Here is a 26883-nt window from a genome sequence, read left to right on the forward strand (position 1 = left end):
GCTCACTCGGCGAGCGGGATGACCTCGACCCGGTCGCCGGGCCCGGCCACGACCAGCACGCGCCGCCCGGTCACGCCCGCGAGCGCCTCGACCACGGTCGCGGGCGCGGCAGCAGCGGCCGCCTCATCACCGGCGCGCGTCCAACGGGTGACGGATGCGCCCGTGGCCGACTCGATCGCCTCGGCGAGCGCTCCGGCCTCACCCGCGCTGACGAGGATGACGCGATCGATCATGCGTGCGCGAGCGCTCGGCGGTGCCGTCCCGCGGTCGCGCCTCCAGATGGCGAAGTGGTACGCCGCGACCAGCGCGGTCGCGAGCAGCAGGCCGAACGGCGCCCTGATGCGCTCGATCAGTCCCCCTCCGCCGCCGTCCAGCACGAACTCGAAGATCCGGTAGCCGACGACGAGCAGCGCGACGATCGCGACCACGGCGCTCACGCCGAACACCGCGACCAGGTAGACCCGTCGACCCGTCGTGCCCGCATCCGCCGCGACCCGCAGCGGCTGCCACGCGACCCACCAGATCGGCGCGCCCACGACGATCGCGGCGATGCCGCCCAGCAGCAGCGTGCGCGCATCATCGCCGGCCAGCGGTGCGGTGAGCGAGGCGAGCAGGGCGTTGACGACGACACCGATGCCGGAGGCCGCGGCAATCAGCCCGATGCCCGCCTCCACGAGGCGCGCGGCGCTGCGGACCGCATCGGAGCGCTGCTGCGCGATCCGGCCGTGGTAGAGCCAGACGATCCCGCCCACCGAGGCCGCCGCGACGGCGAGGGGCAGGGGGTCGAGCAGCACGGGCCACGGGTCGCTCCGGTCGAACGCGGCGCGCAGCGCGACGAACAGGGAGGCGCCGAGCCCGCCCAGCGTGACGGCAGCCGCGCCGAGCACGCCGACGATCACGAGCACGACAGCGGCGAAGCCGTCCCGCAGCATGCGCGCGCGCTCCCGCACCCAGTGCCACCACCAGATGGCGGCGCCGCCGACCGCCCACACGAGCGCCTGCAGCGCGCTCGACCACCAGCGCGAGCCGATCTGCGCATCCGCGGGCAGCAGCGCTTCGCCGAACACCGGCTCCAGCGTGCGCACCGCCCCGGTGACCGCGACCACGAGCCCGTAGGCGGCGCCGAGCACGAGCGGCACGGCGGTCAGGCGCAGCGGCCCCTTGCGGTCGTTGCCCCACATCATGCGGTGCAGCACCCAGACGACGAGCCAGCTGATGCCGGTCGCGAGCGCTTCGGGCGACCAGGTGCCCCTGACCAGGTCGGCCGCCGTCCCCAGCAGCGCGGTGGTGAAGGTGACGAGCGAGACGACCGCGATGGCGCTGAGGTAGAGGCCCCAGGCCACCGACGAGCGGTCCGGGCCGTCGAGCCGTCGCCACAGGAACCACCAGAGCACCACCGCGAGTGGGCCGGCGATGAGTGAGAAGGCGAGCGAGAGCGCCAGCCCGCCCGCGCCCTCGGCGAACTGGGGCCGCGTCTCGAGCAGCCGTCCGATGAGGCCGCTGATGCCCGTCGCGGCGATCACCACCAGCACGAACAGAATGCTGTAGACGATCAGCCGCCGCACCGTGCCCTGCGCACTGCGGGGCGCCGGCGCCACCGGAGCCTGGACGGCGCTCACGGCGCCGCTTGCGTGCAGATGGTGAACTGCCAGGGGGTCGTCGCGATCACCCAGTCCGAGCCCTCACGCACCAGGTCGAAGCTCGCGTCCTCGCGATACTCCGAGGGACCGAGCAGCCCGCCGCTGGTCGTGACGATCGAGACGTCGACGTCGGCGGTGTCTTCGCGCTCCGTGGTCGACGTCAGCGTCACGCGCATCTCGTCGAGCATGCCGGCCTCGATCCGCTCGCAGTCGTCCCGCACTTCCTGGACCAGGTAGGCGCGCGCGGCCTCCTCGTCGCCGGCGATGACGGCTTCGGTGTAGCGCTGCACGACGCCAGCGGGGGCGGCCTCGTCGATCGGCGCCGCACCGCCGCGCGTGAACACCACGACCAGGGCGACGACGACGAGCGCCACCACGGCGACGATCGCGACCAGCACGGTGCGGTCGGGTCTTCCGGAAGCGGTGTCCATGGCTCATTGTGGCCCCGAACCGACCGGTGCGCCAGTCTCGGGGCTGCTGCGCGTGCGCGAGCGCGCTTAGGGGCTCAGCTTCTCGATGGGCGCGATCTTGATCAGCAGCCGCTTGCGGCCGGCGCCGTCGAAGAGCACCTCGGCGACCCGCTTCTTGTCGAGGCCGGTCACCGCCTGCACGCGGCCCTCCCCGAAGTCCTTGTGGCGGATGCGGTCGCCGGGCTCGAGCACCATGGCGCTGTTGTCGCGCACCTCGGTGATCATGTTGGCGAACTCCTTCTTCGGAGCCTTCGGCAACGGCTTGGGGCTGTCGCGGTACCCGGTCACGAACGACTCGCGCGGCTCGTCGCGCCACCGCCCCACGGCGCGCTGCCCCGATGGCGCCCGCATGGTCGACGGCGGCGTGCGCCAATCGATCAGACCCGCTGGGATCTCCTCGAGGTAGCGGCTCGGCGCCGCCGGGTTGACCTCGCCGAACTGCGCCCGCGTCATGGCGAGCGAGAGGTGCAGCCGCTGCCGGGCGCGCGTGATGCCGACATAGAACAGGCGCCGCTCCTCGGCCTCGCCGCCGGGCTCCTGCGCCGCCATGCGGTGCGGCAGCAGCTCCTCCTCGATGCCGGTGATGAAGACAGCGTCGAACTCGAGCCCCTTCGCCGTGTGCAGCGTCATCAGCGAGACCTGCCCGCCGGAGTCGTCGAGCTCGTCCGCGGCAGCGACCAGCGAGGTCTCGGTGAGGAAGTCGAGCAGGGTGGCCGCCGGGTTCTGCCGCCGGAACTCGCGCGTCACCGCGACGAGCTCCTCGACGTTCTCGAGCCGCGCCGCGTCCTGCGGGTCGGGCGAGCGCCGCAGCTGATCGGTGTAGCCCGAGCGGCTCATCAGCTCGCGCAGCACCTCGCCGGGGTCTGCCTCGGGCCGGGCGCTGAACTCGTCGAGCAGCGCTGCGAGGTCCTTGATCGCCGCAGCGACCTTCGGGCCGAGAGCGATCTCGTCGACGCGACGCATCGCATCCCGCAGCGAGATCCGGTGCTCGTCGGCGTGCGCCTGCAGCGCCGCCTCGGTGGCGGGGCCGATGCCGCGCTTGGGCACGTTCATGATGCGGCGCAGGCTGAGCGCGTCGTCGGGATTGGCCACCGTGATCAGGTACGCCATCGCATCCTTGATCTCGGCCCGCTCGTAGAACTTCGTGCCGCCGATCACCTTGTACGGGATGGCGGTGCGGATGAGCACCTCTTCGAGCGCCCTGGTCTGCGCGTTCGTGCGATAGAAGACCGCGACGTCGCTGTAGGACATGCTGCCGCCGCTGGTGAGCTCGACGATCTCGTCGGCGACGAACTGCGCCTCGTCGTGGCCGGAGTAGCCGGTGAAGCCGATGATCTTCGCGCCGTCGCCGGAGTCGGTCCAGAGGTTCTTCGCGCGCCGGTCGAAGTTGTTGCCGATCACGGCGTTGGCGGCCGAGAGGATGTTCTGGGTCGAGCGGTAGTTCTGCTCGAGCATGATGACGCGCGCATCGTGGAAGTCGCGCTCGAAGTCGGTGATGTTGCGGATGTCGGCACCCCGGAAGGCGTAGATCGACTGATCCGAGTCGCCCACGACCGTCAAGGAGGCGCCCGGCAGGTCGCCGCGAAGCTCGGGCAGCTCGGCACGCGTGACCGGCTTCGTGAGCTCGCGGATGAGGGCGTACTGGGCGGCGTTGGTGTCCTGGTACTCGTCGACCAGGATGTGGCGGAAGCGCTTGCGGTACTGCGCCGCCACCCTCGGGAAGGCGCGCAGCAGGAAGACGGTCTGCGAGATGAGGTCGTCGAAGTCGAAGGCATTGGCACGCCGCAGCTCGGCGTCGTAGTCGCGCCAGAGCTCGAGGAAGGCGGCATCGAGCGGGTTCTCGAGGCTGACGGTGCGCGCCCACGAGTCGACGTCGTGCAGTTCGTTCTTCAGCTTCGAGATGCGGGCCGAGACGCTGCCGGGGGTGAGGCCCTGGATGTCGGCGCCGCGCTGCTTGATGAGCCGCTTGATGAGCGCGCGCACGTCGCCGGAGTCGTAGATCGTGAACGACTCCTTGAAGCCGAACTCCTCGGCCTCGCGCCGCAGGATGCGCACGCACGCGGAGTGGAACGTGCGGATCCACATGCCGCGCGCCTCCTCCCCCACGAGGTGCTCGACGCGCTCGCGCATCTCGGCCGCAGCCTTGTTCGTGAAGGTGATCGCGAGGATCTGGCTCGACCACGCCTCGCGGGTGGCGAGCAGGCCGGCGACCCGATGCGTGAGCACGCGTGTCTTGCCCGAGCCGGCACCGGCGACGATCAGGAGCGCGGGACCGCGGTGCTCGACGGCCTCGCGCTGCGGCCGGTTCAGCCCGGCGAGCAGATGCTCGGGGATGCCGTCGCCGCGGGGGCCGATCGGGCTCGGCCTCGCGACGTCCCCGAAGCCGTCATCGTGCAACCCCCACAGATCGTTCATATGGGTTCGATTCTAGGCGAGCGCGCACACGCGCGGTCGGCCGAGGGCGCCGGTGGAGGCGCTCGTGACCGCTCCGCTACCGCTCGATCCGCCGCCACAGCTCGGGGTGGTCGACGAACACCGCCTCCAGCCCGAGCTCTGCCAGCAGCATCCACTCGCGCTGCCAGTCGCCCCATGCGGCCGGGTGCTCGCCGAGCCGGTGCGCGGGCTCCAGGAAGGCGTTCTCGGGCCGCAGCGTCCAGGTGATGGTGCCCAGCCCTGCCGCGCGCGCCCGCTCGACCAGGTCGCTCGTGCGCAGGCCGCCGCTGCCGGGCTCGAACAGCACGGACTTCGCGACGCTGATGGCGTCGACCCGCCGGGCCAGCCGCGCGAGCGCGGTGTCGGTGCGCTGCTCGGCGTAGGTGGGACCGGCGTAGGTGGGGGCGGCGCAGGTGGGGGCGGCGTAGGTGGGGGCGGATGCGTCGGGCCCGGCCGCATCGTCGGCAAGGCGCAGGTCGGGTGCCGTTCCGTCGGCTTCCATCAGGTAGACCAGGCGGGCGTCGACGCCGAGCGCGCGCACCTGGTGCAGCGCGCTCTCCTCGAAGGACTCGACCGTCAGCGCTCCCGGTGCGATCCAGCGGGTGCGCGCCAGCGCATCCGCCAGCATCGCATCGAGCGGGAGGCCGATCGCGGCGTGATGGCTGGGGTGCTTGAGCTCGGCGACCACGTCGAGGCCGGTCTCGTCGGCGATGGCGAGCAGGTCAGTGAAGCGCAGGATGGGGTCTGCGCCGTCGCGGCGGGCGCTCGCGGGGCGCAGCTGCGGCAGGCGCTCGCGCGTGCGGAGGGTGGCGAGCTCGGACCACGTGAAGTCCTCGACGAACCAGCCGGTGAGCTCGGTGCCGTCGATCGTCTGCGTGCGCCGGCGATCGGCGAACTCGGGGCGGCTCGCGATGTCGGTCGTCTCGCCCAGCTCGTTGTCGTGCCGCACGACGAGCACGCCGTCGCGGCTCGCGACCAGGTCGGGCTCGACGGCGTCGGCACCGAGCTGCGCGGCGAGGCGCACGGCCGTCTCGGTGTGCTCGGGAGCCCAACCGGAGGCGCCGCGGTGGGCGATCACGCGCGTGGTGTCCACGGCGCCAGGCTATCCGTCGGCACGCCGTCAGCGAACGACCCGCATCCACAGCGAAAACCGGGGATCTGTCGGTAGTCTGAGCGCAGTCCGCCCATGGTGGCGGCCGCGATTCTTTCTGAAGGAGCAACTCCCTTGGCAGGCAACCCGGCGTTCCGCAACTCGCCCGCGTTCACCGAGAACTCCCAGCGCGCCGCGCAGGCGACGCCCGGTGGGCAGCAGGCTCCCTATGGCCAGGCCCCGTACGGGCAGGCTCCGCATGGCCAGGCCCCCTATGGCCAGGCCCCCTACGGCCAGCAGCAGTATGGGCAGCCGCAGCAGTACGGCGGCACACCGTACGGCCAGCAGCCCGGCGTACCGACCCCTGAGCAGCTGAACCAGCAGTTCAACGCGCCCGCGGCCGGCCCGGTCGAGACCGAGCGGCTGACGTACGACGGCGTGATCATGAAGACGGTGCTCACGCTCGGCGTGACGGCGGTCGGCTTCGTGATCACACTCGCGATGCTCTGGCTGGGCGGCACCTCGATGCCCTTCTTCGTGCTGACCTACGGCGGTGCGTTGGTCGGCTTCGTGCTCGCCCTCGTCAACATCTTCAAGAAGGAGCCGAGCCCCGCGCTCATCCTCAGCTACGCCGCGGCACAGGGCCTCTTCCTCGGTGGCTTCTCGGGCATGCTCGAGTTCGGCATGCAGCTCGACGGCATCATCTTCCAGGCGCTGCTCGCGACCGCGTGCGTGATCGGCGTGACCCTCGCGGGCTACGTCTTCCGCGTCTTCCGCACCTCGCCGAAGCTGAACAAGATCTTCTTCATCGCCATCATCGGCTACGGACTGTTCTCGCTGGTCAACTTCGGCATGATGCTCTTCGGCGCGACCGACCTCGCCTTCGGCATGCGCTCCGCGCCCAGCCCGCTGTTCGGCATCCCGTGGGGCGTGCTGCTCGGCGGCCTCGCGGTGCTGCTCGGCGCCTACTCCCTCGTGATGGACTTCGAGGGCATCGAGATGGGCGTCAAGCGCGGCGTGCACAAGAAGTACGGCTGGTCGGCGGCGTTCGGCCTGGTGCTGACGATCATCTGGCTCTACGTCGAGATCCTGCGCATCATCGCGATCCTGCGCGGCAACAACTAGCAGCTCGACTGCACGAAGGAGGGGCTCCGGTTTCGGCCGGAGCCCCTTCTGCTGTCCCTCCTCCATGCGGCACACTGTGCGCATGAGCGAGCAGCCTGCCTCCGTCGACGACTACATCGCCGGCTTCCCGCCGGACGTCGCCGAGCGGCTGCTGCAGGTGCGCGCGGCCATCCTGGCCGGGGTGCCGACACCCGAGGGGCAGGTGCCGGAGGAGCGGATGCGCTACGGCATCGCAGCGGTCATGCTGGGCGGCCGCTACGCCCTGCACTTCGCGGGCTGGAAGCACCACATCGGGCTCTATCCGGTGCCGACGCTGCCGGAGGCGCTGGAGACCGAGGTCGCGCCGCTGCGGCAAGCCAAGGACACGGTGGTCCTCAAGCATGCGCTGCCGCTGCCGATCGAGCTGGTGGGCAGGGTCACCGCAGCGATCGTCGCCCTGCGCCTCGAGGAAGGCCAGCCGCACGCGTCCTGACAACACGACGCACACGCTGCCCGGCACCACGACGCGAACGACCCCCGCCCAGCGCAGGCGAGGGTCGTTCGGGCTGCGGCGGGTCAGCTGACGGGGGCGTCCTCAGTCGCCTCGGTCACCTGCGGCTGCGCGTCCTTCGTGGGGCGGCGCGACCAGAAGGAGGCCAGCAGGGCACCGGAGACGTTGTGCCAGACCGAGAAGATGGCGCCCGGCAGAGCCGCCTCGGGCGTGAAGTGCGTCTTCGCCAGACCCGCGGCGAGGCCGGAGTTCTGCATGCCCACCTCGATCGCCACGGCGCGCTGCGCGCTCGAATCGAGGCCGACCGACTTGGCGGCCAGGAAGCCGAGGCCGTAGCCGAAGCCATTGTGCAGGATGACGACGAGCGCGACCAGCAGGCCCACGGAGAGGATCGTGGCGGCCGATGCCGCGACGACCGCGAGGATGACCAGCGTGATGCCGGTGACCGACACGAGCGGCAGCCAGGGCAGGATCGCCTGCACGACCTTCGGCAGCAGCATGCGCAGCACCAGGCCGGCGATGACCGGCAGCAGCACGATGAAGATGATGGACTGGAACAGGCCCCACGCGTCGACCGGCAGGTAGGAGCCGGCGAGCCAGAGCACCAGCAGCGGCGTCAGCACCGGCGCGAGCAGCGTCGAGGCGGTGGTCATCGCGACCGACAGGGCCGTGTCGCCCTTGGCCAGGTAGACCATCACGTTCGACGAGGTGCCGCCGGGCGCCGAGCCGACCAGCACGACCCCGACGAGCAGCGCGGGCGGCAGCTGGAAGACCGTGGCGAGGGCGATGGCCACCAGCGGCATGATCACGTACTGCGCGACGACACCGATGACGAACGCCTTGGGCTTCTTGGCGATCACCTTGAAGTCGACCGGCTGCAGCGTCAGGCCCATGCCGAGCATGATGATGCCCAGCAGCGGGTTGATCCACGCGCCGAGTGCCAGGAACGGCTGCGGGGCGAACAGCGCGATCGCGCCCGCGATGAGCACGACGACGGGGAACCAGGTGCCGGCGATGCGACCGACGCGCTCGCCGACGGGGGCGGACTTGGGCATAGAACGGCCTCTCTCGTTGTTATCTGATACCAAACCACAATGTTCATGCCCCGATGGATCCTGGCTCGCACGAGACCCCGCGCGTAGCCTGACGCTCGGGACCACTCACAAGGAGGAATCATGGCAATCGACGGGAAGATCGCACTCATCACGGGTGCTGCGCAGGGCATCGGGCAGGGCATCGCCGAGCGCCTGGCGAAGGATGGCGCTGACCTCGCGCTGCTCGATCTGACGGAGGACTCACTGCAGGAGACCAAGGCGAAGGTCGAGGCGCTCGGCCGCCGCACCATCACGATCGCCGGCGACGTCTCCGACAAGGCCAGCCTCGAGTCGGCCGTCAACCGCACCGCGGACGAGCTCGGCGGCTTCGACATCATCGTCAACAACGCGGGCATCGCCGGGCCGATCACACCGGTCGAGGGCATCACTGAGGCCGACTTCGACAAGATCTACGCCATCAACGTCAAGGGCGTGCTGTTCGGCATCCAGGTGGCCGCTGCGAAGTTCAAGGAGCTGGGCAAGGGCGGCAAGATCATCGCCGCGACGTCGATCGCCGCACACGACTCGTTCCCGATGCTGGGCCTCTACTCGTCGACGAAGTTCGCGGTGCGGGCGCTCATCCAGGCCTCCGCGCAGGAGCTCGGCGCGCACGGCATCACCGTGAATGGCTACTCCCCCGGCATCGTCGGCACCGGCATGTGGGAGGAGATCGACCGCGGCTTCGCCGAGCTCACCGGGGCCGAGATCGGCGCCACCTACAAGAAGTACGTCGAGGGCATCACCATGGGCCGCGCGTCCACCCCCGAGGACGTCGCGAACTTCGTGTCGTATCTCGCGGGCCCGGACTCCGACTACATGACCGGCCAGACGCCGCTCATCGATGGCGGCATGGTCTTCCGCTGATCCGCGCGTGGAGGCTCGCGTCGTCGGCCTCCATCTGGCGAGCGCCTCGGGCGCCTGCTCAGGCAGGTCGACCGGGGCGCATCCGCACGTAGAGCCGGCAGCTCACGCACAGTCCCGTGCCCGCGTTGAGGGCTGCGCCGCCCACGGCGATCGCGGTCAGGACGTAGCCGGCGACGTCCAGGCCGACCGCGAACGCGATCAGTGCCACCGCGGTGAGCACGAAGCCGACGAGCTGCGCGAAGCGCGGCGGCTTGGCGTCCCGCAGCTCGGCCGGTGCCGTCAACCGCGGCCAGATGACGCGTGCGAACAGCTGCGCCCACACCGACCACTGGAAGCTCACGAACGCGGTGAACCCGAACACCGCGACCTGCGTGGCGAGGAGGAAGAGCGCCAGCGGCCGAGCGATCTCGACCAGGAGCAGCACGACCACGAGCACGATGGCCGTGGCCCCGGCGCTGAATCGAATCAGGCGCGGGTCGACTCGCGCGCGCAACGGGCACGCGCCGATGCTGCTGGCCATGAGGTTCTCCCCAGAGGACTGCCAACGAGTCCGATCGTCATGAGGGTACTCGGCCCGCACGACCAGTGCCAGAGGGGTCTGTTCAGCCCGCTCAATGGCGGTCGAGCTCGTCGAGCGCCTCCTCGAGCGCCACCCAGGCGAGCATCGCGCACTTGACGCGCATCGGGAACTTCGCGACACCGGCGAAGGCGACCGCGTCGCCCAGCAGCGCCTCGTCGGGCTCGACGGCGCCTCGTGAGCGCAGCAGTTCGCGCATCGCCTCGATGCGCTCCCGCACCGCGGCGACGGCCAGCCCGGGCGCCTGCTCGGCGAGCACCGAGGCCGAGGCCTGCGAGATCGAGCAGCCCTGCCCGATCCAGCCGAGCGCATCCACTCGTGCCTCTCCGTGCGTCTCGCTCAGGCGCACCCGCAGCGTCACCTCATCGCCGCACGTGGGGTTCTTCAGGTGCCGCTCGGCGTCGAAGGGGTCGATCTCGCCCTCCCCCGAGCGCAGCTTCGCGTGCTCGAGGATGAGCTCCTGGTAGAGGCCGGCGAGCGGGTCTGCCATCACGCCGCCCCGAAGTAGGCGCGCACGCCCGAGAGCACGTCGAGGAACCGGTCGACCTCCGCCTCGGTCGTGTACAGGTAGGCGGATGCGCGGGTCGTCGCCGCGGTGCCCAGCCGTCGGTGGAGTGGCTGGGCGCAATGGTGCCCGACGCGCGCGGCGATGCCGTGGGCATCCAGCAGCTGGCCGGCGTCGTGCGCGTGGACGCCGTCGACGATGACGCTCGCGAGGCCGGCGCGCTCGGCGCCGGGGCGCGGGCCGACGAGACGGATGCGGTCCATGGCCGCGGCGCCGGCCGCCAGCCGCTCGCCGAGTGCCACCTCGTGGGCCTCGATCGCCGGCATGCCGACGGCCTCCAGGTAGTCGACGGCGGCGGCGAGGCCCACGATGGACGCGACCGGCTGCGTGCCGGCCTCGAACTTCTGGGGCGCCGGGAGGAGCTCGTGCTCGGTCATCGTGACGGTGGTGATCATCGAGCCGCCGACGCGCGCCGGCGGCAGCGCCGCTCCCAGCGCCTCGGCCAGGTAGAGCACGCCGATGCCGCCGGGGCCGAGCATCTTGTGACTCGAGAAGGCGGCCGCATCGACGCCCAGGGCGCGGAAGTCGACCGGACGGTGCGGCACCGACTGGCAGGCGTCGAGCACCACGAGCGCGCCCGCCGCGTGGGCTGCGGCGACGATCGGCTCGACCTCGGCGATCTGCCCCGTGACGTTCGAGACGTGGGCGATCGCGACGACGCGCGTGCGCTCCGTGATCAGCGCGAGCAGCGCATCCGTCGTCCACACTCCGTCGTCGTCGACCTCCACCCAGCGCAGCGTCGCGCCGGTCTCGTCGGCAAGGCGCTGCCAGGGCAGCAGGTTGGCGTGGTGCTCGGCCTCGGTGACCAGGATCTCGTCGCCCTCGCGGAGCGCCAAGGCCGGGTCGACAGCGGATGCCCGGTTCGCCTCGCCGAGCGAGAGCGCGACGGAGTTGAGCGCGTCGGTGGCGTTCATGGCCCACGAGATCTCGGTCGGGCGGGCGCCGACGAAGCGGGCGATGCGCTCGCGGGCGCTCTCGTAGTCGTCGGTCGCGAGCGCCGCGAGCGTGTGGGCGCCGCGGTGCACGGCGGCGTTTCGCTGCGTGCGGAAGGCCCATTCGGCCTCGAGCGCCTGGCGCGGCTGCTGGCTCGTGGCACCCGAGTCGAGGTAGATGAGCGGCACGCCGCCGGGCTGCTCGGCGAGGATCGGGAAATCGGCGCGCAGCTGCTGCACGCGCTCCTCGGTCAGGGCAGTCTCGATCGCGGTCGTCACGCATCAAGGGTAGTAGCCGCGCCTGTCGCTGCCATATGCGCGATTGTCAGCGGCCGGCGGCGGCCCTCGCGAGCAGCACCGCGCGCTCGCGGACATTCTGCGTGCGCTCGGCGGCGAGCGCGAACGCGTCGCGCGCCTCGTCGGCGCGGCCGAGCCTGGCGAGCAGCTCGCCGCGCACCGAGGGCAACAGGTGACCCATGGCGAGCGCCTTCTCCCCTGCCAGCCCGTCGACGATCGCGAGCGCCGCCGCCGGCCCACCCTCTGGCTCGGGCGCCATCGACACCGCCACCGCCCGGTTGAGGGTCACGATCGGCGAGGGAGCGACCCGCTCGAGCCCCTCGTAGGCGGCGACGATGCGCGCCCAGTCGGTGGATGCGAGATCGGATGCGTCGGCGTGCGCCTGCGCGATGGTCGCCTGGAGCGCGTACGGGCCGAGGCCGCGGCCGAAGCTCTCGGCCCGGGCGAGCGCCGCCTTGCCGCGCCGGATCGCGCCGCGATCCCAGCGGCGACGATCCTGGTCGGCGAGCAGCACCGGCTCGCCGTGCGCGTCCACGCGCGCCGGGAAGCGCGCGGCGGTGAGCTCCATGAGCGCCAGCAGCCCGTGCACCTCCGGCTCCTCGGGCTGCAGGGCTACAAGCTGCCGAGCGAGCCGGATCGCCTCGCGGCTGAGCTCTGGTCGCAACCAGTCCTCGCCCGCGGTTGCCGCGTGTCCCTCGGTGAAGATCAGGTAGATGACACCCAGCACCGCGCCAAGGCGCTGCTGCCGCTCGGCGCGCGGCGGCGTCTCGAAGGGCACGTTCGCGTCGGCGAGCGCCTGCTTGGCGCGCACGATGCGCTGCTGGATCGTCGCGACCGGCACGAGGAACGCGCGGGCGATCTCGGTGGTCTCGAGGCCCGCGACCACGCGCAGGGTGAGGGCGACGCGAGCCTGCTGGCTGAGCACCGGGTGGCAGGCGGTGAACACGAGCCGCAGCACGTCGTCGTCGATCTCGTCCGGATCCCAGGGCACCGCATCCGCCGCCCGGTCCTGCTCCTGCTCGAGGTCGAGCCCCATCGCCGCGACCCGCTGGGCGAAGCGCTCCTGCCGTCGCCAGGCGTCAATCGCCTTGCGCTTGCCGACCGAGGTGAGCCAGGCCGCACCGTTGCGGGGCACGCCCTGCGCCGGCCACTGGTCCAGCGCATCCGTCAGCGCATCCTGCGCCAGGTCTTCGGCGAGCGCGAAGTCGCCGGTGTACCGGGTGAGGGTGGCGACGATGCGCGCCGACTCGATGCGCCAGACGGCGACGACGGCGCGCCGGGCGGACTCCTCCGCTCGGCGCGCCGTCTCGTCGCTCGCTTCGGTCACCGGTGCAGGTCCGCCTCCGTGTGCACGCGACGGATCTCGAGCTTTGTGCCCGGTCCGAGCGGTGCGCGCGCGGCCCACTCGGCTGCGACTCCGATCGAGTCGGTGTCGATGATCCAGAAGCCGTTGAAGAGCTCCTTCGTCTCGCCGTAGGGTCCGTCGGTGATGAGCGGCGGGTCGGCCGTGAAGTCGACCACGACGCCCTCGCCCGGCTTCGCGAGCCCGTGTGCGGTGACAAACACGCCGGCCTCGGCGAGCGCGTCGTTGTAGCGACCCATCGCCTCGAGCATCGGCTCGAAGGGGGCGTCGCGGCGCTCGACGGCGGCGGCATCCTCGTCGCGCATGATCAGCATGTACTGCATGGTCTGCTCCTTCGCTGTCCGCGCGTCAGTCCGAGCCGCCGGGCGCCTGCGCAGCCTGCTTCGCGGTCTGCTCCGCGCGCCAGCCCTCTTCCTTCTGGATCCACTCGTTGTCGGCCGGGAAGTCCTCGGCGCCGTGGACGCGGCGCACCTCGAGCTTGGCGCCGGGGCCGAGCGGGCAGCGCTTCGCCCATTCCGCGGCCTCCTCCTTCGAGGCGACCTCGAGGATCCAGAAGCCGTTGAACAGCTCCTTCGTCTCGCCGTAGGGGCCGTCGGTGACGAGCGGCGGATCGGCGGTGAAGTCGACGACGAAGCCTTCGCTCGCGTCGCTGAGGCCTTCGCCGGCGACGAGCACCCCGGCGTTGATCATCGACTCGTTGTACTTCCCCATCGCCTCGATGACCTGCTCGAAGGGCATCTCCTTGAACGCCTCGACGGCTGCGTCGTCCGAGCGCATGATCAGCATGTACTGCATGGTCCTACTCCTAGTGTGCGGGGTCGCTGCTCGACCCTCTCACTCAAGACGTCGATCGGGAATCCCCTCGATCGACATCGCGGCGAGACTTGTTCAGTGCATCTCCCGCGGCCCCTGCGGGGTGGCCGCCGCGAGGTACCAGGCCGACCCGATCACGCCAGCCGCGATCAGCCCCGTCGAGAGGGTCCCGAGGCTCGTCAGCGCCGCCGCGAGCAGCAGCAGCGCGAGCGCGGCGGCGACCAGCACGACCCCGAGCCTGCCCGGGCGGCCACGGGCGCGCATCCGCAGCCCGACCGCAGCCACGATGCCTGCGGCGGCGAGCGCCAGCAGCGCCGGGAGCGCGTACTCGCGCCACAGCACCGTGCGGCTCGCCTCGATGGAGGCGAAGGCGGCATCCCACGCGGATGCGTCCCACAGGAGGGCGGCGCTCAGCACGATCGCGGGCACCACGGCGAGCATCCCTGCCGTGGCGAGCGCCGCGGCGTGCCCGCGCGGATCCTGCCAGCTCGCACGCACGATCAGCAGCATGGCGGCCGCCGCCATCACGCCGAGAACGGTGGTCGCGATGGCGGGCACGAGCAGCGCCATGGTGTCGTCGCAGCGCCAGACCGCGCGGCCGCCGCCGGAGGCCGCCGGCGCGCAGCCGAAGCGCAGCGCGCCCTGCAGCCAGCTCGCGCCCGAGAGGCCGGTGAGTGCGCTTGCGATGAGCCCGATGAGCAGCGTCCACAGGGCCGCAGCGCGCGCCGCTCGCTCGCGCTCCATCTGCCCCGCCATGGAGCCATGATGCCCGACCCGGCGGCGGCGACCGGCGCTCTACTGCCCGGTCACTCCCACTCGATGGTGCCCGGCGGCTTCGACGTGACGTCGAGCACGACCCGGTTGATCTCGGCGACCTCGTTGGTGATGCGGTTGGAGATGCGGGCGAGCACGTCGTAGGGCACGCGCGTCCAGTCGGCGGTCATCGCATCCTCGGAGGAGACCGGGCGCAGCACCACCGGGTGGCCGTAGGTGCGGCCGTCGCCCTGCACACCCACCGAGCGCACGTCGGCCAGCAGCACCACGGGGCACTGCCAGATCTCGCCGTCGAGGCCGGCGGCCGTGAGCTCGGCGCGAGCGATCGCATCCGCTCGCCGCAGGATGTCGAGCCGCTCCTCGGTGACCTCGCCGATGATGCGGATGCCCAGGCCAGGCCCGGGGAAGGGCTGGCGGCCGACGATGGCCTCGGGCAGGCCGAGCTCGCGGCCGATGGCGCGCACCTCGTCCTTGAACAGCGCCCGCAGCGGCTCGATGAGCTGGAACTGCAGGTCGTCGGGCAGGCCCCCGACGTTGTGGTGGCTCTTGATGTTGGCGGTGCCGGAGCCGCCGCCCGACTCGACCACGTCGGGGTAGAGGGTGCCCTGCACGAGCCAGCGGATCGGCTCGCCCTCCTCCGCCGCCTCGAGCGCGAGGTCGCGCTCGGCCTGCTCGAAGGCGCGGATGAACTCGCGGCCGATGATCTTGCGCTTGGTCTCGGGATCGGTGACGCCGGCGAGCGCCGACATGAAGCGCTCGCGCGCGTCGACGGTCACGAGCCGCACGCCCGTGGAGGCGACGTAGTCCTGCTCGACCTGCTCGCGCTCGTCCTGCCGCAGCAGGCCGTGGTCGACGAAGATGCAGACGAGCTGGTCGCCGACCGCCTCGTGCACGAGTGCCGCCGCGACCGCCGAGTCGACGCCGCCCGAGAGCCCGCAGATGACGCGGTCGGTGCCGACCTGCTCGCGGATGCGCGCGACCTGCTCCTCGATGATCGAGCCCGAATCCCAGTCGCCCGGCAGCCCTGCGATGTCGTGCAGGAACGACTCGAGCACCTGCTGGCCGTGCTCGGAGTGCTTGACCTCCGGGTGCCACTGCACGCCGGCCATGCGCCGCTCGCGGTCCTCGAAGGCGGCGACCGGAGTATCGGCGGTGGTGGCAAGCACCGTGAAGCCCTCCGGTGCCTGCGAGACCGAGTCGCCGTGGCTCATCCACACCGTCTGCGCACCCGGCTGCCCGTCGAGCAGCGCGCCCGCAGCATCCACCGTCATCGCCGTCGAGCCGTACTCGCGCCGGCCGGTGTGGGCGACGGTGCCGCCGAGCTGCGCGGCCATCACCTGGAAGCCGTAGCAGATGCCGAAGGTGGGGACGCCGAGCTCGAGGATGCCCTCGTCGAGCCGCGGCGCGCCCTCGGCGTAGACGCTCGAGGGGCCGCCGGAGAGCACGATCGCCGCCGGGTCCTTCGCGCGCACCTCGTCGGCCGTGATGGTGGAGGGCACGATCTCGCTGTAGACGTCGGCCTCGCGCACGCGGCGCGCGATGAGCTGCGCGTACTGCGCGCCGAAGTCGACCACGAGCACGGGCCGCTGAGCGGTGTCGGACATCAGGCTTCCTTCGGGGTGGGGGCGGAGGTGGAGACGGATGCGCTGTCGCGGCCGGCCTTCTCGACCTCGAGACGGGCGAGGTCGGCCAGCGCGATGCGGTGCATGCGGTGCTCGACGAAGAACGACAGCAGCGGCACGACGCCGCCGGCCGCCATGGCGAGCAGGCGCGGGAAGGGCCAGCGCAGCAGGCTCCAGAGGCGGAAGCACGCGAGCAGGTAGACGACGTAGATCCAGCCGTGCACGATCAGGATCATCAGCGAGATGTTGATGCCCCCCTCGCCGAGCGAGACGATCTCGCAGCCCATGCCGCCGGGCACGAACAGCGAGTACCACTGGCAGCCGGCGCCGGGCACGACGGCCTCGAGCGCGAGCGGCCCGCTGGCGCCGAAGGCGAACACCTCGACGTGCGTGGGCGAGTACTTCAGCACCATCTCGGCCACCAGCAGCAGCAGGAACGTTCCCGTCACCCACGACATGACGCGGTAGAAGGTGATGGCGGTGCGGATCTGCGGCAGCTGTTCGATAGGGCGGGGCACGGGTGCCAGTCTATCGGCGCCCTTCGACGCGCTCTGCGCTTCGGGCGGAGCGGCTCAGCGACCGGCGGATGCGGCGGCAGCCGCGGCCTCGGCATCCTCGATCGCCTCGATCTCGCGCTCGTGCGCATCCCTCACGAGCCGATACCAGAGGTAGAAGGCGAACAGCATGAACGCGACCCACTCGACCGCGTAGAACACGTTCAGCCAGTTCAGCTGCGTGTCGCTCACCGGCCGCATCGAGATGATCGGCTGCGCGCTCGCGGTGAGGGCTCCGGATGCGGCTGCCGACGGCTCGTCGAGGATCGCGTACGTCCGGTAGACCAGGCCGTTGTAGTCGCTCCACCGGTTGATGAGCGCGGCGACCGACATGGCTTCGCTGGAGCCCTCGCGGATGTCGCCCTGCGTGGGTGCCTCGGTGGGCATCAGGCGCCCGACCAGCTCACCGGAGGCATCCGCCGCACCGGCAGCAGCCGTGAGCTCAGCGACGCGGGCCTCGGCCGCGGCGGCGTCCGCGAACCAGGCCATCGCCACCGGCAGCGAGGCCGGCTGCCCGTCTGGCTGCTCGATCAGCATGCGGCCGATCACCCATGCGCCGGTGCGGTCATCCTGCTTGCGGCCGACGAGGGTGTCGAAGTCCTCCGCCACCCAGGTGCCCGAGAAGCCGACCGTGCGGCCGCCCGCCTCGGTGGTGAGGGTCGCGGCAGGCTCGGCGACCTGCGTGAGCGGCACGGCCGTCTCGGTGTCGCGCTCGTCGCTCTGGCCCTGCTCGACGGCGCGCTCGATCTGCCACTGGCCGAGCAGCGCGAACACGCCGGCGACCAGGATGCAGAGCGCGAGCACGCCGATCCACCGGGGTCGCTTGGCGACCTGCTTGAAGGTGGGGCGAGGGGTGCTCATGGGCACCCCCAGCCTATCGGCGGATCAGGCGGCGGGCTCCGGCCGGGTGCGCACGGTGTCGGCCGTCGGCAGCGCGCTCAGCGGCACGATGTCGGGGGCCTCCAGCCGCGCGCGGTCGGCCGACTCGTCGTCCGGCAGCTCCTGGCTCTGCAGCTCGGCGGCCACCCGCTTGTTGTACGTGTTGACCTCCTGCTCGACGCGCGCGTCGTCCCAGCCCAGCGCATCCGCCATGATCCTCGCGGCGATCGGAGCCGCGGCGACGCCGCGGTCCCACGCCTCGATGGAGATGCGCGTGCGGCGGGCCAGCACGTCGTCGAGGTGCAGCGCACCCTCGTGGGTGCAGGCGTAGCGCACCTCTGCCCCGATGTAGTCGTCGGCACCCGGCAGCGGTTCGGCGAGCGACTCGTCCTTGCGGATCATGTCGAGCAGCTCGTCGGTGAGCGTGCCGTAGCGGTTCAGCAGGTGCTCGATGCGGTGCTTGTGGAGGCCGAAGGCGCGCGCGATCTTGGAGCGCTTGTTCCAGGCCGCCTTGTAGCCCTCCGCGCCCAGCAGCGGGATGTCGGCCGTGCACGACTCGGGCACCTTGCCATCGAGCGAGGTGGCGACCTCGTCGATCGCGTCCTTGCCCATCACGCGGTAGGTGGTGAACTTGCCGCCCGCGATGATCACCAGGCCCGGCACCGTGTGGCCGACGTGGTGCTCGCGCGAGAGGCTCGCGGTCGACGAGCCGTCGCCCGCCGCCAGCAGCGGGCGCAGGCCCGCGTAGACGCCTTCGACGTCGGCGCGCGTGAGCTTCGTCGCGAGCACCCGGTTGACGTTGTCGAGGATGTAGTCGATGTCGGCGGCGGTCGCCGCCGGGTGCGCCTTGTCGAGCTGCCAGTCGGTGTCGGTGGTGCCGACGATCCAGTGCCGGCCCCACGGGATGACGAACAGCACGCTCTTCTCGGTGCGGAGGATCATGCCCATCGTCGAGTGGAAGCGGTCGCGCGGCACCACCAGGTGCACGCCCTTCGAGGCGCGCACCTTGATCTCGCCGCGAGCGCCGACCATCGCCTGCGTGTCGCCCGTCCAGACGCCGGTGGCGTTGACGACCTGCTTCGCGCGGATCTCGAACTGCTCGCCGGTCTCGTAGTCGTGCGCCTGCACGCCCACCACCCGCTCGCCGACCTTGAGGAAGCCCTCGGCCCGCACGCGGCTGGCGACGTGAGCGCCGTAGAAGGAGGCGGTGCGGGCGACGGTGGCGACGTAGCGGGCGTCGTCCATCTGCGCGTCGTAGTAGGAGAGGCCGCCGATGACCTTGTCGGTGTCGAGGGAGGGGAGCTCCTTCTGCAGCCGCTTCTTCGACAGGTGGCGGTGCAGCGGCACGCCGGGCTTCATGAAGCCCGTGTAGCTGAACGCGTCGTACATGGCCATGCCGGCGCCGATGTAGGCGCGCTCGATCACGGGCGTCTCGAGCGGGTAGAGGAACTCCACCGGCTTCACCAGGTGCGGGGCGAGCCGCTGCAGCAGCAGGCCGCGCTCGACGAGCGCCTCGCGCACGAGCTCGAAGTTCATCTGCTCGAGGTAGCGGATGCCGCCGTGGATGAGCTTCGACGAGCGGCTCGAGGTGCCGGAGGCGAAGTCGCGCGCCTCGATCAGCCCCACCCGCAGGCCGCGGGTGACGGCGTCGAGCGCCGCGCCGGTGCCGACGATGCCGCCGCCGATCACGAGCACGTCGACCTCGCGGTCGCGCATCGACGCGATCGCGTCCGCTCGCTCCTCGGGGCCGAGCTTCCTCGACCGACTCACGCTGTTGGTGGTCTCAGCCATGGATCCTCCTTCGGTACGTCGCCCCGATCGGGGCTTCTCTAGCGCGGTGGGTTCGCCTCGACGACCACGTCGATCCGCTGGAACTCCTTGAGATCCTTGTAGCCGGTCGTCGACATGGCCTTGCGCAGAGCGCCCATGATGTTCGCCGTGCCGTCGGCGACGGGCGATGGACCGTTCAGCACCACGTCGAGCTGGCCGATCTGGTCGACCTGCACGCGGTTGCCGCGCGGCAGCTTCTGGTTGTGCGCCTCCGGGCCCCAGTGCCAGCCGCGACCGGGCGCATCCGTCGCCCGCGCCAGCGCGGTGCCCAGCATCACGCTGTCGGCGCCGCACGCGAGCGCCTTCACGATCTGGCCGGAGGTGCCGAGCGAGCCATCGGCGATGACGTGCACGTAGCGCCCGCCCGACTCGTCGAGGTAGTCGCGGCGCGCGGCGGCGACATCGCTGACCGCGGTCGCCATGGGAGCCGCGACGCCGAGCACGCGCTCGCTCGTCGAGGCCGCTCCCCCGCCGAAGCCGACCAGCACGCCGGCCGCGCCCGTGCGCATCAGGTGCAGGGCGGCCGTGTAGGTGACCACGCCCCCGACCACCACGGGCACGTCGAGCTCGTAGATGAACCGCTTGAGGTTGAGGGGCGTGCCGGCCTCTGCGGAGACGTGCTCGGCGCTGACGGTCGCGCCGCGGATGACCATCAGGTCGACGCCGGCGGCGAGCACCGTCTCGTAGTGCTCCTGCACGGCCTGCGGGCTGAGGCTGCCGGAGACCACCACGCCCGCGTCGCGGATCTGCGCCAGCCGATCGCGGATCAGCTCGGGCTTGATCGGCTCGGCGTAGATCTCGCGCATGCGGTTGGTGGCGAGGTCGGCGGGCAGGCCGGCAATCTCGGCCAGCAGCGGCTCGGGGTCGTCGTAGCGCGTCCAGACGCCCTCGAGGTTGAGCACGCCGAGGCCGCCGGCACGCCCGAGCGCGATCGCGGTCGCGGGGCTCATCACCGAGTCGGTCGGGGCGCCCAGCACGGGGATCTCGAACTTGAACGCGTCGATCTGCCACTGCAGCGAGACCAGATCGCTGTCGCGCGTGCGCCGCGACGGCACGATGCTGATGTCGTCGAACCCGTAGCCCGTACGAGCGCGCTTGCTGCGGCCGATCTCGATCTCCGTCACTCCTTCAGCCTATCGCCGCCGATCCGGGCGGCCGCCCAGGTTCGCGGCCGCCGGGCGATCGGCGCCCTCAGCCGCCGAGCGCGCTCTTGATGCGCAGCAGCGCCGCCTCCAGCTCGCGCCGCACGGCCGCCGCGCGCTCGCTCGTCATGTGCTCGCCGCGCTCCCGCCTGGCCGCCTCGCGCACCTGCTGCCGGAAGTCGCTCAGCGCCAGGTCGACGTCGTGAACCGCCATCCGCGCCGCGGCCTTCGCGCTCGTGTGCGAGGCAGTCGCCCCCTCCGACCTCCGCGGCCACACGTCGTCCGCGTGCGCGGCGGCGTCGAGCCACGCCTGCGTGGCCTCGTCGGTCGAGTCGGGTGCGCCGGGTCGTGGCGGTGCCGATGTGCTGCCCCGGCCGGCGGCTGGCGATCGCGGCGCGCTCGGCGCGCTCGGCGCACCGGGCGTGCTCGTGCCGGGCGCCGAGGCGCGTGCGCTCGCGCGCGCGTCGCGCTCGGCCACGGCGAGGTCGGCGCGCAGCGCCTCCATCGCCGACTTCACGCCCGCCCGCACGTCCGCGGCCATCCGCCGCACCGAATCCGTGATCTCGCCCTCGAGCGCGTGCAGCTCCCCCTCGCGCCCGCGCAGCTCGGCGCGGCCGGTGTCGGTGATCTCGTACGTGGTCCTGCGCCCGTCAGCCGTCTTGGTGACCAGCCCCTCCTCCTCGAGCTTCGCCAGCCGCGGGTAGATGGTGCCGGCGCTGGGCGAATAGGTGCCGCCGAAGCGGTGCTCGAGCGCCTGCATGAGCTCGTAGCCGTGGCGCGGCGCCTCGGCCAGCAGGCTCAGCAGGTAGAGCCGCAGCGCGCCGTGGCCGAAGACGGGGGTCATGCGTCCCCCCTCGGCGCGTCCCGCAGCACCACGGTGACGTCGCCCGAGACCGTGTTGGCGCTGAAATCGAAGGCGTTCGTGCCGTCGACCACCTGGCGGCCACCGCGCCTCGGCAGCGCGATGCCGGCGATCGAGCTGCGGCCCGAGACCGTGCGGGTGGTCGCGGCGATGCCCTGACCGGCGTCGAGCCGCGCCGTCACGTCGCCCGAGACCGAGTTCGCGGTGATGCCGCGGGGCGAGCCGTGAACGTCGAGCACGACGTCGCCGCTGACGGTGTCGACGCCGATGACCTGGAGCGCGCCGGACGCCGTCACGTCGGCCGAGACGCCGTGCACCGAGAGCCGGCCGGAGCCGCCCGAGACCTCGATGTCGCCGGAGACGGTGTTCAGGTCGAGGTCGCCCTCGTGCGACTCGACCTGCATCGCACCCGAGACGGTGCTGAGGCTCGCGCGCGAGCGCAGCCCGGTGACCAGTGCGGATGCGTTGACCTGGCCGAGCGAGAGCGCCACGTGCCGAGGTACGACGATGCTCAGCTCCACTCGGGCGCGCACGCCGACGAGGGCCTTCACCGACTGCCACACGTCGTCCCAGCTCATCTTTGGGTGGGAGATCGAGAGGCGGCCCTGCTCGAGCGTGACCGTGAGGTCGCGGCCTTCGACGCGGTGCACCTCGACCCGCGCGGTCGGCTCGTCGTGGCCGACGATGTCGACGCTGCCGCCGACGATGCCCACGCGCAGCGCGGTCACCGCGTCGATGTCGATGACCCGACTCTGACCCTCGCCGATCGTCCAGCGCTCGGTGATCGTGTCGGCGCCCGACGCTGTCGCGCCCGAGGCGCTGCGCGGCTTCGTGTCGCCGCTCCCCTGCGCGCCGAAGCCGTCGGCCCCGCCGCTCCACTGCGAGCCCTCGGCCTCGCCGCCCCACTGCTCGTTCATCGTGCTCTCCTGCCCTGCGCGCTGGCCCCGCTGGCCGCCACTCGCGATATATCGCGTTCTTGGCAAGTCACGCTATATCGCGTCTTCCGCGAGCGCAACCCCTTTCTCCGCGCAACTCGCGGCTCGAGCGGTGGAGCTGCCCGCGAGCGGGCCCCTCGCGGCTGCACCGCTGGCGGGCAGCTCCACCGGTCGAAGGCGGCCCCTCCCGCCGGTTACCCGGATGCGCTCCATCCACAGGAGTGCTCCTCGCTCGAGCGCGCGCCGGCCCGTTCGGGCACCCTCCACGGCATGACGCTCCCCCTGTTCGATGCTCACGACGACGCTGAGCACAGGCACTTCCACGACCCCGCCTTCGCGCGCATCCGCCGTGGCTGGTACGTCGACCGAGCGGCGCTCGAAGCCCTGCCGCAGCACCAGCGGCACCTGCTCGACGTGCGCGCCGTCGCTGCCGCCCGTCCGAGAGCGATCTTCGCGAGGGAGTCCGCGCTCGTCCTCGCTGGACTCCCCGCCGGGATCCCGCAGGACGTGTTCACCATCGGGCGCACCGCCACCTCGGGGTATGCGAACGGCGTCCGCCATTCGCATGCAGCGATCGACGACGCTGATGTCGTCGAGACGGACGGCATCGCCCACTGCTCCCCCGCGTACGCGCTCGCAGACATCGCGCGACGCGGGCGCCAGGTCGATGCGGTGAGCGCCCTCGACTGGGCGCTGCGAACGGGTGCCGTCGGGCGCGAGGCGGTCACCGATGCCCTCGCGCGGCAGGGGCGGCGAGGGCAACGGCGGGCGGCATGGGTGGTCGCGTTCGCAGACCCGCTCGCCGAGTCCGTGGGCGAATCTTGGAGTCGGGTCGCCTTCCACCGCATGGGCGCACCCAGCCCGCAGCTGCAGGTTCGAGTCATGACGCGACTCGGCCCGCGGTTCCCCGACTTCCTCTGGGAGCGGCCCGGGATGCGGCCGCTCGGCGGCGAGTTCGACGGCGCCGTCAAGTACGGCGTGCTCGCCGCGGCCAACGGGGTGCAGCCCGTCGATGCGGTGATCCGCGAGAAGCAGCGCGAGGATGCGCTGCGCGAGCACATCGACACGCTCCACTGGATGTGGGACTCCGTGCAGCACCCCGAGCGGCTGATGCGGATGCTCGCTGGCGCGCGCGTGCCCGTGCGGGGTGCGCTCCTGCCTGGCTGGTAGCCCCGGCGCGGAGCGGCGCGGTCCTCGTGGGACGCGAACCCGGTGAGCGGTGGACCTGCCCGCGACGGGGGGGGCTCCGCGAGGCCACTCCTCGCAGGCACCTCCACCGCTCGGCGGGCACTTCCACCGCTCGGAGTGTGCGATGGGCTCACGGCAGGTCCCGCCGAGCGCCGGCGCGGCCGGGAGAGCAGAAGCCAGACGCGCGCGAGCACGTCCGGCCTCTGACGGTACGGGCTAGCGACGGTAGTTGGGTGCCTCGACCACCATCTGGATGTCGTGCGGGTGCGACTCCTTGAGGCCGGCAGCGGTGATCTGCACGAAGCGGCCCTTCTGCTGCAGCTCGGCGATCGTGCGCGCGCCGGTGTAGAACATCGACTGCCGCAGGCCGCCGACCAGCTGGTAGGCGACGGTGCCGAGGTGGCCGCGGTAGGGCACCTGGCCCTCGATGCCCTCGGCGATGAGCTGCTCGTCGCTGGGCACGTCGGCCTGGAAGTAGCGGTCGCGCGAGTACGAGGTCTTCTTCCCGCGCGTCTGCATCGCGCCGAGCGAGCCCATACCGCGGTAGGCCTTGTACTGCTTGCCGTTCACGAGCACCAGCTCGCCCGGGCTCTCGCTCGTGCCGGCCAGCAGCGAGCCGAGCATGACCGACGAGGCGCCGGCGACGAGCGCCTTCGCGATGTCGCCGGAGTACTGCAGACCGCCGTCGGCGATCACCGGGATGTCGGTGCCGGCGTCGTGCGCGGCGCGCGCGGCGTCGTAGATGGCCGAGACCTGCGGCACCCCGACGCCGGAGACGACGCGGGTGGTGCAGATGGAGCCCGGGCCGACGCCGACCTTGACGGCGTCGACGCCCGCCTCGATGAGCGCCGCGGCGCCCTCGTAGGTGGCGACGTTGCCGCCGATGATGTCGATCTCGTCGAAGCGCGAGTCACCCTTGAGCTTCGCGACCATGTCGAGCACGCCCTGGCTCTCCCCGTTGGCGGTGTCGACCACGATCACGTCGACGCCCTCCGCCGCGAGCGCGACGGCCCGCTCGAAGGCGTCGCCGAAGAAGCCGATGGCGGCGCCGACGCGCAGCCGGCCGTGCGGATCCTTGGTCGCGTTCGGGTACTGCTCGACCTTGTCGAAGTCCTTGACGGTGATCAGGCCGTGCAGGCGGCCGTCGTCGTCGACGAGCGGCAGCTTCTCGAGCTTCGTGCGGGCGAAGAAGTCGAACGCCTCCTCGCGGGAGATCCCGACCTTCGCGGTCTGCAGGGGCGCCGGCGTCATGACGTCGCGCACGAGCGTCGTCGCGAACTCGTCGCGCGCCACGAAGCGCATGTCGCGGTTGGAGATGATGCCGACGAGGATGCCCTCGGCGTCGACGACCGGCAGCCCGGAGACCTTGAACTCGCCGCAGATGCGGTCGACCTCTTCGATCGTCGCGTCGGCAGTGGTGGTGAGCGGGTCGGTGATCATGCCCGACTCCGAGCGCTTCACCCGATCGACGATCGCGGCCTGGTCGGCGATCGAGAGGTTGCGGTGCACGATGCCGATGCCGCCCTGGCGAGCCATGGCGATCGCCATGCGGTCCTCGGTCACGGTGTCCATCGCGCTCGAGATGAGCGGCATGGAAATGCGGATGCGGCGCGACAGACGGGTGCCCGTGTCGGCCTCGGAGGGGATCACATCCGTGCGGCCCGGAAGCAGCATGACGTCGTCGTAGGTCAGGCCGATCGGGCCGAAGGGGTTGCGCATTTCCATCGCTTCCATCGTATCTATTCGGTAACGGTCCCGCCGCATGCAGGCAATCTCGCCTCAGGTGTCGCTCAAATGGACGCGGAGCGGCTCGCGTGGCCGCTACTGTGTCACCACCGATGTAACGGGCAAGATGCACGCGGCATTCCCCGGGCAGCGCTGCCCCACGACATGGAGGACATGTGAAGACGTCCAGCAGACCTCGACGGAGAGGGCTGTGGCGAACGATCGCCGTCGCCCTCGCCGGCATGGCCTTGGCGACAGGCGGTGCGACAGCTGTCGCCGCTGCTGAGCTCCCGGCCACCGAATCGACCGACCAGTTCACGTTCCAGGGCATCATCCGCGACGGGCAGACCCCGCTCGAAGGCGTCGAGATCACGGTCACCGGCAACGGCGTCGAAGAGACCGTCGCGACCGACGCGAGCGGCGCCTGGTCGGTCGGCGTGGCCGATCCCGGCACCTACACGGTCTCCATCGACACCGCGACGCTGCCTGACGGCGTCACGCTGCGCGGCCCGGAGTTCGAGAGCCGTGAGTTCACCACGGCCAGCACCTCGCAGATCGGCGTCCTCTTCCCCTTCGCCGCCTCAGGCGGCGGCGGCAGCACCGGCGGCGACACCGGCGACACCGGCAACACCGGCACCGGCGGCGACACCGGCACGGGCGACACCGGCGGCACGGGCGGCGACGCGGCCGATCCGGGCGGCGGCTCTGCCGCGACCGGCACCACCGACAACAGCTTCTGGTCGACCGTGCTGGCTCGCGCCGTCTCGGGTCTCGGCTTCGGCCTGCTCATGGCACTGGGCGCCATCGGCATCACGCTGATCTACGGCACCACCGGCGTCAGCAACTTCGCGCACGGCGAGCTGCTGACCTTCGGCGGCATCGTCTTCTACGCCACCACGACGCTGGTCAACTGGCCGGTCTGGATCGCGGTGATCATCACCCTGGTGGCGTCGGCTGCACTCGGCTATATGCACGACTGGGCGATCTTCAAGCCGCTGCGCAAGCGCGGTGTCGGCCTGGTCCAGGTGCTGATCGTGACGATCGGCCTCTCGATCGCGCTGCGCTACTTCTTCCAGTTCCTCATCGGCGGCGGCATCCTCGGCCTGTCGGTCCCGCGCGGCGACATCCTGAACGTCGGTCCGATCGTGATGCGCACGGGCGACGTCGTCAGCATGGTCATCGCGATCGTGGTGCTCGTCGCCGTCGGCCTCTTCCTCACCCGCACGCGGCTCGGCAAGGCCACGCGCGCGGTGAGCGACAACGCCTCGCTGGCCTCGGCCTCTGGCATCGACGTCGACCGGGTGATCCGCATCGTCTGGGTGCTCGGCGCCCTGCTCACCGGCGGCTCCGGCATCCTCTACACGTACTTCATCGGCGCGAACATCAAGTGGGACGTCGGGTTCACCGTGCTGCTGCTGCTGTTCGCCGGCGTCACACTCGGCGGCCTCGGCAGCGCGTTCGGCGCCCTCGTCGGCGCCGTGGTGGTCGGGCTCGTGACCGAGCTCTCGACGCTGTGGATCGCCGCCGACCTCCGCTACGCGGTGGCGCTGCTGGTGCTGATCCTGGTGCTGCTGTTCCGACCGCAGGGCATCCTCGGTCGCAGGGAAAGGGTTGGTTGA

25 protein-coding genes are annotated in these 26883 nt (G+C 71.5%); 5 read left to right on the forward strand and 20 right to left on the reverse strand.

Features of this window, described 5'->3' with window-relative positions; genetic code table 11:
* Window positions 1-2 precede the first annotated feature (2 nt).
* From BM288_RS03065 to BM288_RS03080, 4 genes are all read right to left on the reverse strand, one after another.
* Complete coding sequence (locus BM288_RS03065; protein ID WP_092915709.1) at window positions 3-1619, reverse strand: DUF5671 domain-containing protein; 1617 nt, start codon at window positions 1617-1619, stop codon at window positions 3-5.
* A complete protein-coding gene (locus tag BM288_RS03070; RefSeq protein ID WP_092915711.1) occupies window positions 1616-2071 on the reverse strand; it encodes an LpqB family beta-propeller domain-containing protein in 456 nt (151 codons plus the stop codon). The genes BM288_RS03065 and BM288_RS03070 overlap by 4 nt, the downstream gene beginning before the upstream one ends.
* A 66-nt stretch (window positions 2072-2137) precedes the next feature.
* A complete protein-coding gene (locus BM288_RS03075; RefSeq protein WP_092915713.1) occupies window positions 2138-4525 on the reverse strand; it encodes an ATP-dependent helicase in 2388 nt (795 codons plus the stop codon).
* 76 nt (window positions 4526-4601) lie between these two features.
* Window positions 4602-5636 (reverse strand): glycerophosphodiester phosphodiesterase family protein, encoded by a 1035-nt coding sequence (locus BM288_RS03080; protein ID WP_092915715.1) that lies wholly within the window; start codon window positions 5634-5636, stop codon window positions 4602-4604.
* Between the two features lie 93 nt (window positions 5637-5729).
* Here BM288_RS03080 and BM288_RS03085 point away from each other — a divergent pair, with 93 nt between their 5' ends.
* Together BM288_RS03085 and BM288_RS03090 are read left to right on the forward strand one after the other, a co-directional pair.
* Window positions 5730-6758, forward strand: coding sequence for a Bax inhibitor-1/YccA family protein (locus BM288_RS03085; protein ID WP_092915717.1), 1029 nt, complete (start codon window positions 5730-5732; stop codon window positions 6756-6758).
* Between the two features lie 82 nt (window positions 6759-6840).
* Window positions 6841-7230 (forward strand): iron chaperone, encoded by a 390-nt coding sequence (locus tag BM288_RS03090; protein ID WP_092915719.1) that lies wholly within the window; start codon window positions 6841-6843, stop codon window positions 7228-7230.
* A gap of 83 nt (window positions 7231-7313) precedes the next feature.
* On the opposite strand, the gene BM288_RS03095 is transcribed toward BM288_RS03090, so the two are convergent.
* The gene (locus tag BM288_RS03095; protein ID WP_092915721.1) at window positions 7314-8303 is read right to left on the reverse strand and encodes a bile acid:sodium symporter family protein; all 990 of its coding nucleotides are present in this window, start codon (window positions 8301-8303) and stop codon (window positions 7314-7316) included.
* A 120-nt stretch (window positions 8304-8423) separates the two neighbouring features.
* Between BM288_RS03095 and BM288_RS03100 the strand changes: the two genes are divergently transcribed.
* Window positions 8424-9206 carry an acetoin reductase gene (locus BM288_RS03100; RefSeq protein ID WP_092915723.1) on the forward strand — a complete coding sequence of 261 codons (783 nt, stop codon included), beginning with the start codon at window positions 8424-8426 and terminating at the stop codon, window positions 9204-9206.
* 58 nt (window positions 9207-9264) lie between these two features.
* Here the strand turns inward: BM288_RS03100 and BM288_RS03105 are convergent, their stop codons facing one another.
* The 14 genes from BM288_RS03105 to BM288_RS03170 form a co-directional block, all read right to left on the reverse strand.
* Window positions 9265-9726, reverse strand: coding sequence for a DUF4395 domain-containing protein (locus BM288_RS03105; RefSeq protein WP_092915725.1), 462 nt, complete (start codon window positions 9724-9726; stop codon window positions 9265-9267).
* A 91-nt stretch (window positions 9727-9817) separates the two neighbouring features.
* A complete protein-coding gene (gene sufU, locus BM288_RS03110) occupies window positions 9818-10273 on the reverse strand; it encodes a Fe-S cluster assembly sulfur transfer protein SufU (protein WP_092915727.1) in 456 nt (151 codons plus the stop codon).
* The gene (locus BM288_RS03115; RefSeq protein WP_318255301.1) at window positions 10273-11559 is read right to left on the reverse strand and encodes an aminotransferase class V-fold PLP-dependent enzyme; all 1287 of its coding nucleotides are present in this window, start codon (window positions 11557-11559) and stop codon (window positions 10273-10275) included. Before BM288_RS03115 ends, sufU begins: the two co-directional genes overlap by 1 nt.
* A 46-nt stretch (window positions 11560-11605) precedes the next feature.
* Complete coding sequence (locus BM288_RS03120) at window positions 11606-12904, reverse strand: RNA polymerase sigma factor (protein ID WP_318255302.1); 1299 nt, start codon at window positions 12902-12904, stop codon at window positions 11606-11608.
* Window positions 12901-13263, reverse strand: coding sequence for a YciI family protein (locus tag BM288_RS03125; protein ID WP_092915731.1), 363 nt, complete (start codon window positions 13261-13263; stop codon window positions 12901-12903). The genes BM288_RS03120 and BM288_RS03125 overlap by 4 nt, the downstream gene beginning before the upstream one ends.
* Before the next feature lie 25 nt (window positions 13264-13288).
* On the reverse strand, window positions 13289-13735 hold the full coding sequence (locus BM288_RS03130) for a YciI family protein (RefSeq protein WP_092915733.1): 447 nt from the start codon (window positions 13733-13735) through the stop codon (window positions 13289-13291).
* A gap of 93 nt (window positions 13736-13828) precedes the next feature.
* Window positions 13829-14509 carry a hypothetical protein gene (locus BM288_RS03135; protein ID WP_092915735.1) on the reverse strand — a complete coding sequence of 227 codons (681 nt, stop codon included), beginning with the start codon at window positions 14507-14509 and terminating at the stop codon, window positions 13829-13831.
* A gap of 50 nt (window positions 14510-14559) precedes the next feature.
* Complete coding sequence (gene guaA / locus BM288_RS03140) at window positions 14560-16131, reverse strand: glutamine-hydrolyzing GMP synthase (protein WP_092915737.1); 1572 nt, start codon at window positions 16129-16131, stop codon at window positions 14560-14562.
* The gene (locus BM288_RS03145) at window positions 16131-16667 is read right to left on the reverse strand and encodes a DUF3817 domain-containing protein (RefSeq protein WP_318255303.1); all 537 of its coding nucleotides are present in this window, start codon (window positions 16665-16667) and stop codon (window positions 16131-16133) included. The genes guaA and BM288_RS03145 overlap by 1 nt, the downstream gene beginning before the upstream one ends.
* A 54-nt stretch (window positions 16668-16721) precedes the next feature.
* Window positions 16722-17564: an SURF1 family cytochrome oxidase biogenesis protein gene (locus BM288_RS03150; RefSeq protein ID WP_092915739.1), complete on the reverse strand. Its 843-nt coding sequence runs from the start codon at window positions 17562-17564 to the stop codon at window positions 16722-16724.
* Between the two features lie 24 nt (window positions 17565-17588).
* Entirely contained in the window at window positions 17589-19373 is a 1785-nt protein-coding gene (locus BM288_RS03155) for a glycerol-3-phosphate dehydrogenase/oxidase (RefSeq protein WP_092915741.1), read from the reverse strand.
* A 38-nt stretch (window positions 19374-19411) separates the two neighbouring features.
* The gene (locus BM288_RS03160; RefSeq protein ID WP_092915743.1) at window positions 19412-20536 is read right to left on the reverse strand and encodes a GuaB3 family IMP dehydrogenase-related protein; all 1125 of its coding nucleotides are present in this window, start codon (window positions 20534-20536) and stop codon (window positions 19412-19414) included.
* A 67-nt stretch (window positions 20537-20603) separates the two neighbouring features.
* Complete coding sequence (locus BM288_RS14725) at window positions 20604-21398, reverse strand: PadR family transcriptional regulator (RefSeq protein ID WP_177220229.1); 795 nt, start codon at window positions 21396-21398, stop codon at window positions 20604-20606.
* The gene (locus BM288_RS03170; protein WP_092915745.1) at window positions 21395-22333 is read right to left on the reverse strand and encodes a DUF4097 family beta strand repeat-containing protein; all 939 of its coding nucleotides are present in this window, start codon (window positions 22331-22333) and stop codon (window positions 21395-21397) included. The genes BM288_RS14725 and BM288_RS03170 overlap by 4 nt, the downstream gene beginning before the upstream one ends.
* A gap of 288 nt (window positions 22334-22621) precedes the next feature.
* On the opposite strand from BM288_RS03170, the gene BM288_RS03175 reads away from it, so the two are divergent.
* Window positions 22622-23521 carry a hypothetical protein gene (locus BM288_RS03175; RefSeq protein ID WP_092915747.1) on the forward strand — a complete coding sequence of 300 codons (900 nt, stop codon included), beginning with the start codon at window positions 22622-22624 and terminating at the stop codon, window positions 23519-23521.
* A gap of 234 nt (window positions 23522-23755) precedes the next feature.
* Here BM288_RS03175 and guaB read toward each other — a convergent pair whose 3' ends face one another.
* Window positions 23756-25264 carry an IMP dehydrogenase gene (gene guaB, locus BM288_RS03180; RefSeq protein WP_092915749.1) on the reverse strand — a complete coding sequence of 503 codons (1509 nt, stop codon included), beginning with the start codon at window positions 25262-25264 and terminating at the stop codon, window positions 23756-23758.
* A 242-nt stretch (window positions 25265-25506) separates the two neighbouring features.
* Here guaB and BM288_RS03185 point away from each other — a divergent pair, with 242 nt between their 5' ends.
* Window positions 25507-26883 (forward strand): branched-chain amino acid ABC transporter permease, encoded by a 1377-nt coding sequence (locus BM288_RS03185; protein WP_092915750.1) that lies wholly within the window; start codon window positions 25507-25509, stop codon window positions 26881-26883.

The sequence above is a fragment of the Agrococcus baldri genome, assembly GCA_900114805.1.
GTDB lineage: Bacteria > Actinomycetota > Actinomycetes > Actinomycetales > Microbacteriaceae > Agrococcus > Agrococcus baldri.

Coding starts and splice junctions, on each gene's coding strand:
- BM288_RS03070 (WP_092915711.1), bottom strand. CDS start 2,071: ATGGACACCGCTTCCGGAAGACCCGACCGCACCGTGCTGGTCGCGATC.
- BM288_RS03075 (WP_092915713.1), bottom strand. CDS start 4,525: ATGAACGATCTGTGGGGGTTGCACGATGACGGCTTCGGGGACGTCGCG.
- BM288_RS03085 (WP_092915717.1), top strand. CDS start 5,730: ATGGTGGCGGCCGCGATTCTTTCTGAAGGAGCAACTCCCTTGGCAGGC.
- BM288_RS03090 (WP_092915719.1), top strand. CDS start 6,841: ATGAGCGAGCAGCCTGCCTCCGTCGACGACTACATCGCCGGCTTCCCG.
- BM288_RS03095 (WP_092915721.1), bottom strand. CDS start 8,303: ATGCCCAAGTCCGCCCCCGTCGGCGAGCGCGTCGGTCGCATCGCCGGC.
- BM288_RS03100 (WP_092915723.1), top strand. CDS start 8,424: ATGGCAATCGACGGGAAGATCGCACTCATCACGGGTGCTGCGCAGGGC.
- BM288_RS03105 (WP_092915725.1), bottom strand. CDS start 9,726: ATGGCCAGCAGCATCGGCGCGTGCCCGTTGCGCGCGCGAGTCGACCCG.
- sufU (WP_092915727.1), bottom strand. CDS start 10,273: ATGGCAGACCCGCTCGCCGGCCTCTACCAGGAGCTCATCCTCGAGCAC.
- BM288_RS03125 (WP_092915731.1), bottom strand. CDS start 13,263: ATGCAGTACATGCTGATCATGCGCGACGAGGATGCCGCCGCCGTCGAG.
- BM288_RS03130 (WP_092915733.1), bottom strand. CDS start 13,735: ATGCAGTACATGCTGATCATGCGCTCGGACGACGCAGCCGTCGAGGCG.
- BM288_RS03135 (WP_092915735.1), bottom strand. CDS start 14,509: ATGGCGGGGCAGATGGAGCGCGAGCGAGCGGCGCGCGCTGCGGCCCTG.
- guaA (WP_092915737.1), bottom strand. CDS start 16,131: ATGTCCGACACCGCTCAGCGGCCCGTGCTCGTGGTCGACTTCGGCGCG.
- BM288_RS03150 (WP_092915739.1), bottom strand. CDS start 17,564: ATGAGCACCCCTCGCCCCACCTTCAAGCAGGTCGCCAAGCGACCCCGG.
- BM288_RS03155 (WP_092915741.1), bottom strand. CDS start 19,373: ATGGCTGAGACCACCAACAGCGTGAGTCGGTCGAGGAAGCTCGGCCCC.
- BM288_RS14725 (WP_177220229.1), bottom strand. CDS start 21,398: ATGACCCCCGTCTTCGGCCACGGCGCGCTGCGGCTCTACCTGCTGAGC.
- BM288_RS03170 (WP_092915745.1), bottom strand. CDS start 22,333: ATGAACGAGCAGTGGGGCGGCGAGGCCGAGGGCTCGCAGTGGAGCGGC.
- BM288_RS03175 (WP_092915747.1), top strand. CDS start 22,622: ATGACGCTCCCCCTGTTCGATGCTCACGACGACGCTGAGCACAGGCAC.
- guaB (WP_092915749.1), bottom strand. CDS start 25,264: ATGGAAATGCGCAACCCCTTCGGCCCGATCGGCCTGACCTACGACGAC.
- BM288_RS03185 (WP_092915750.1), top strand. CDS start 25,507: ATGGCCTTGGCGACAGGCGGTGCGACAGCTGTCGCCGCTGCTGAGCTC.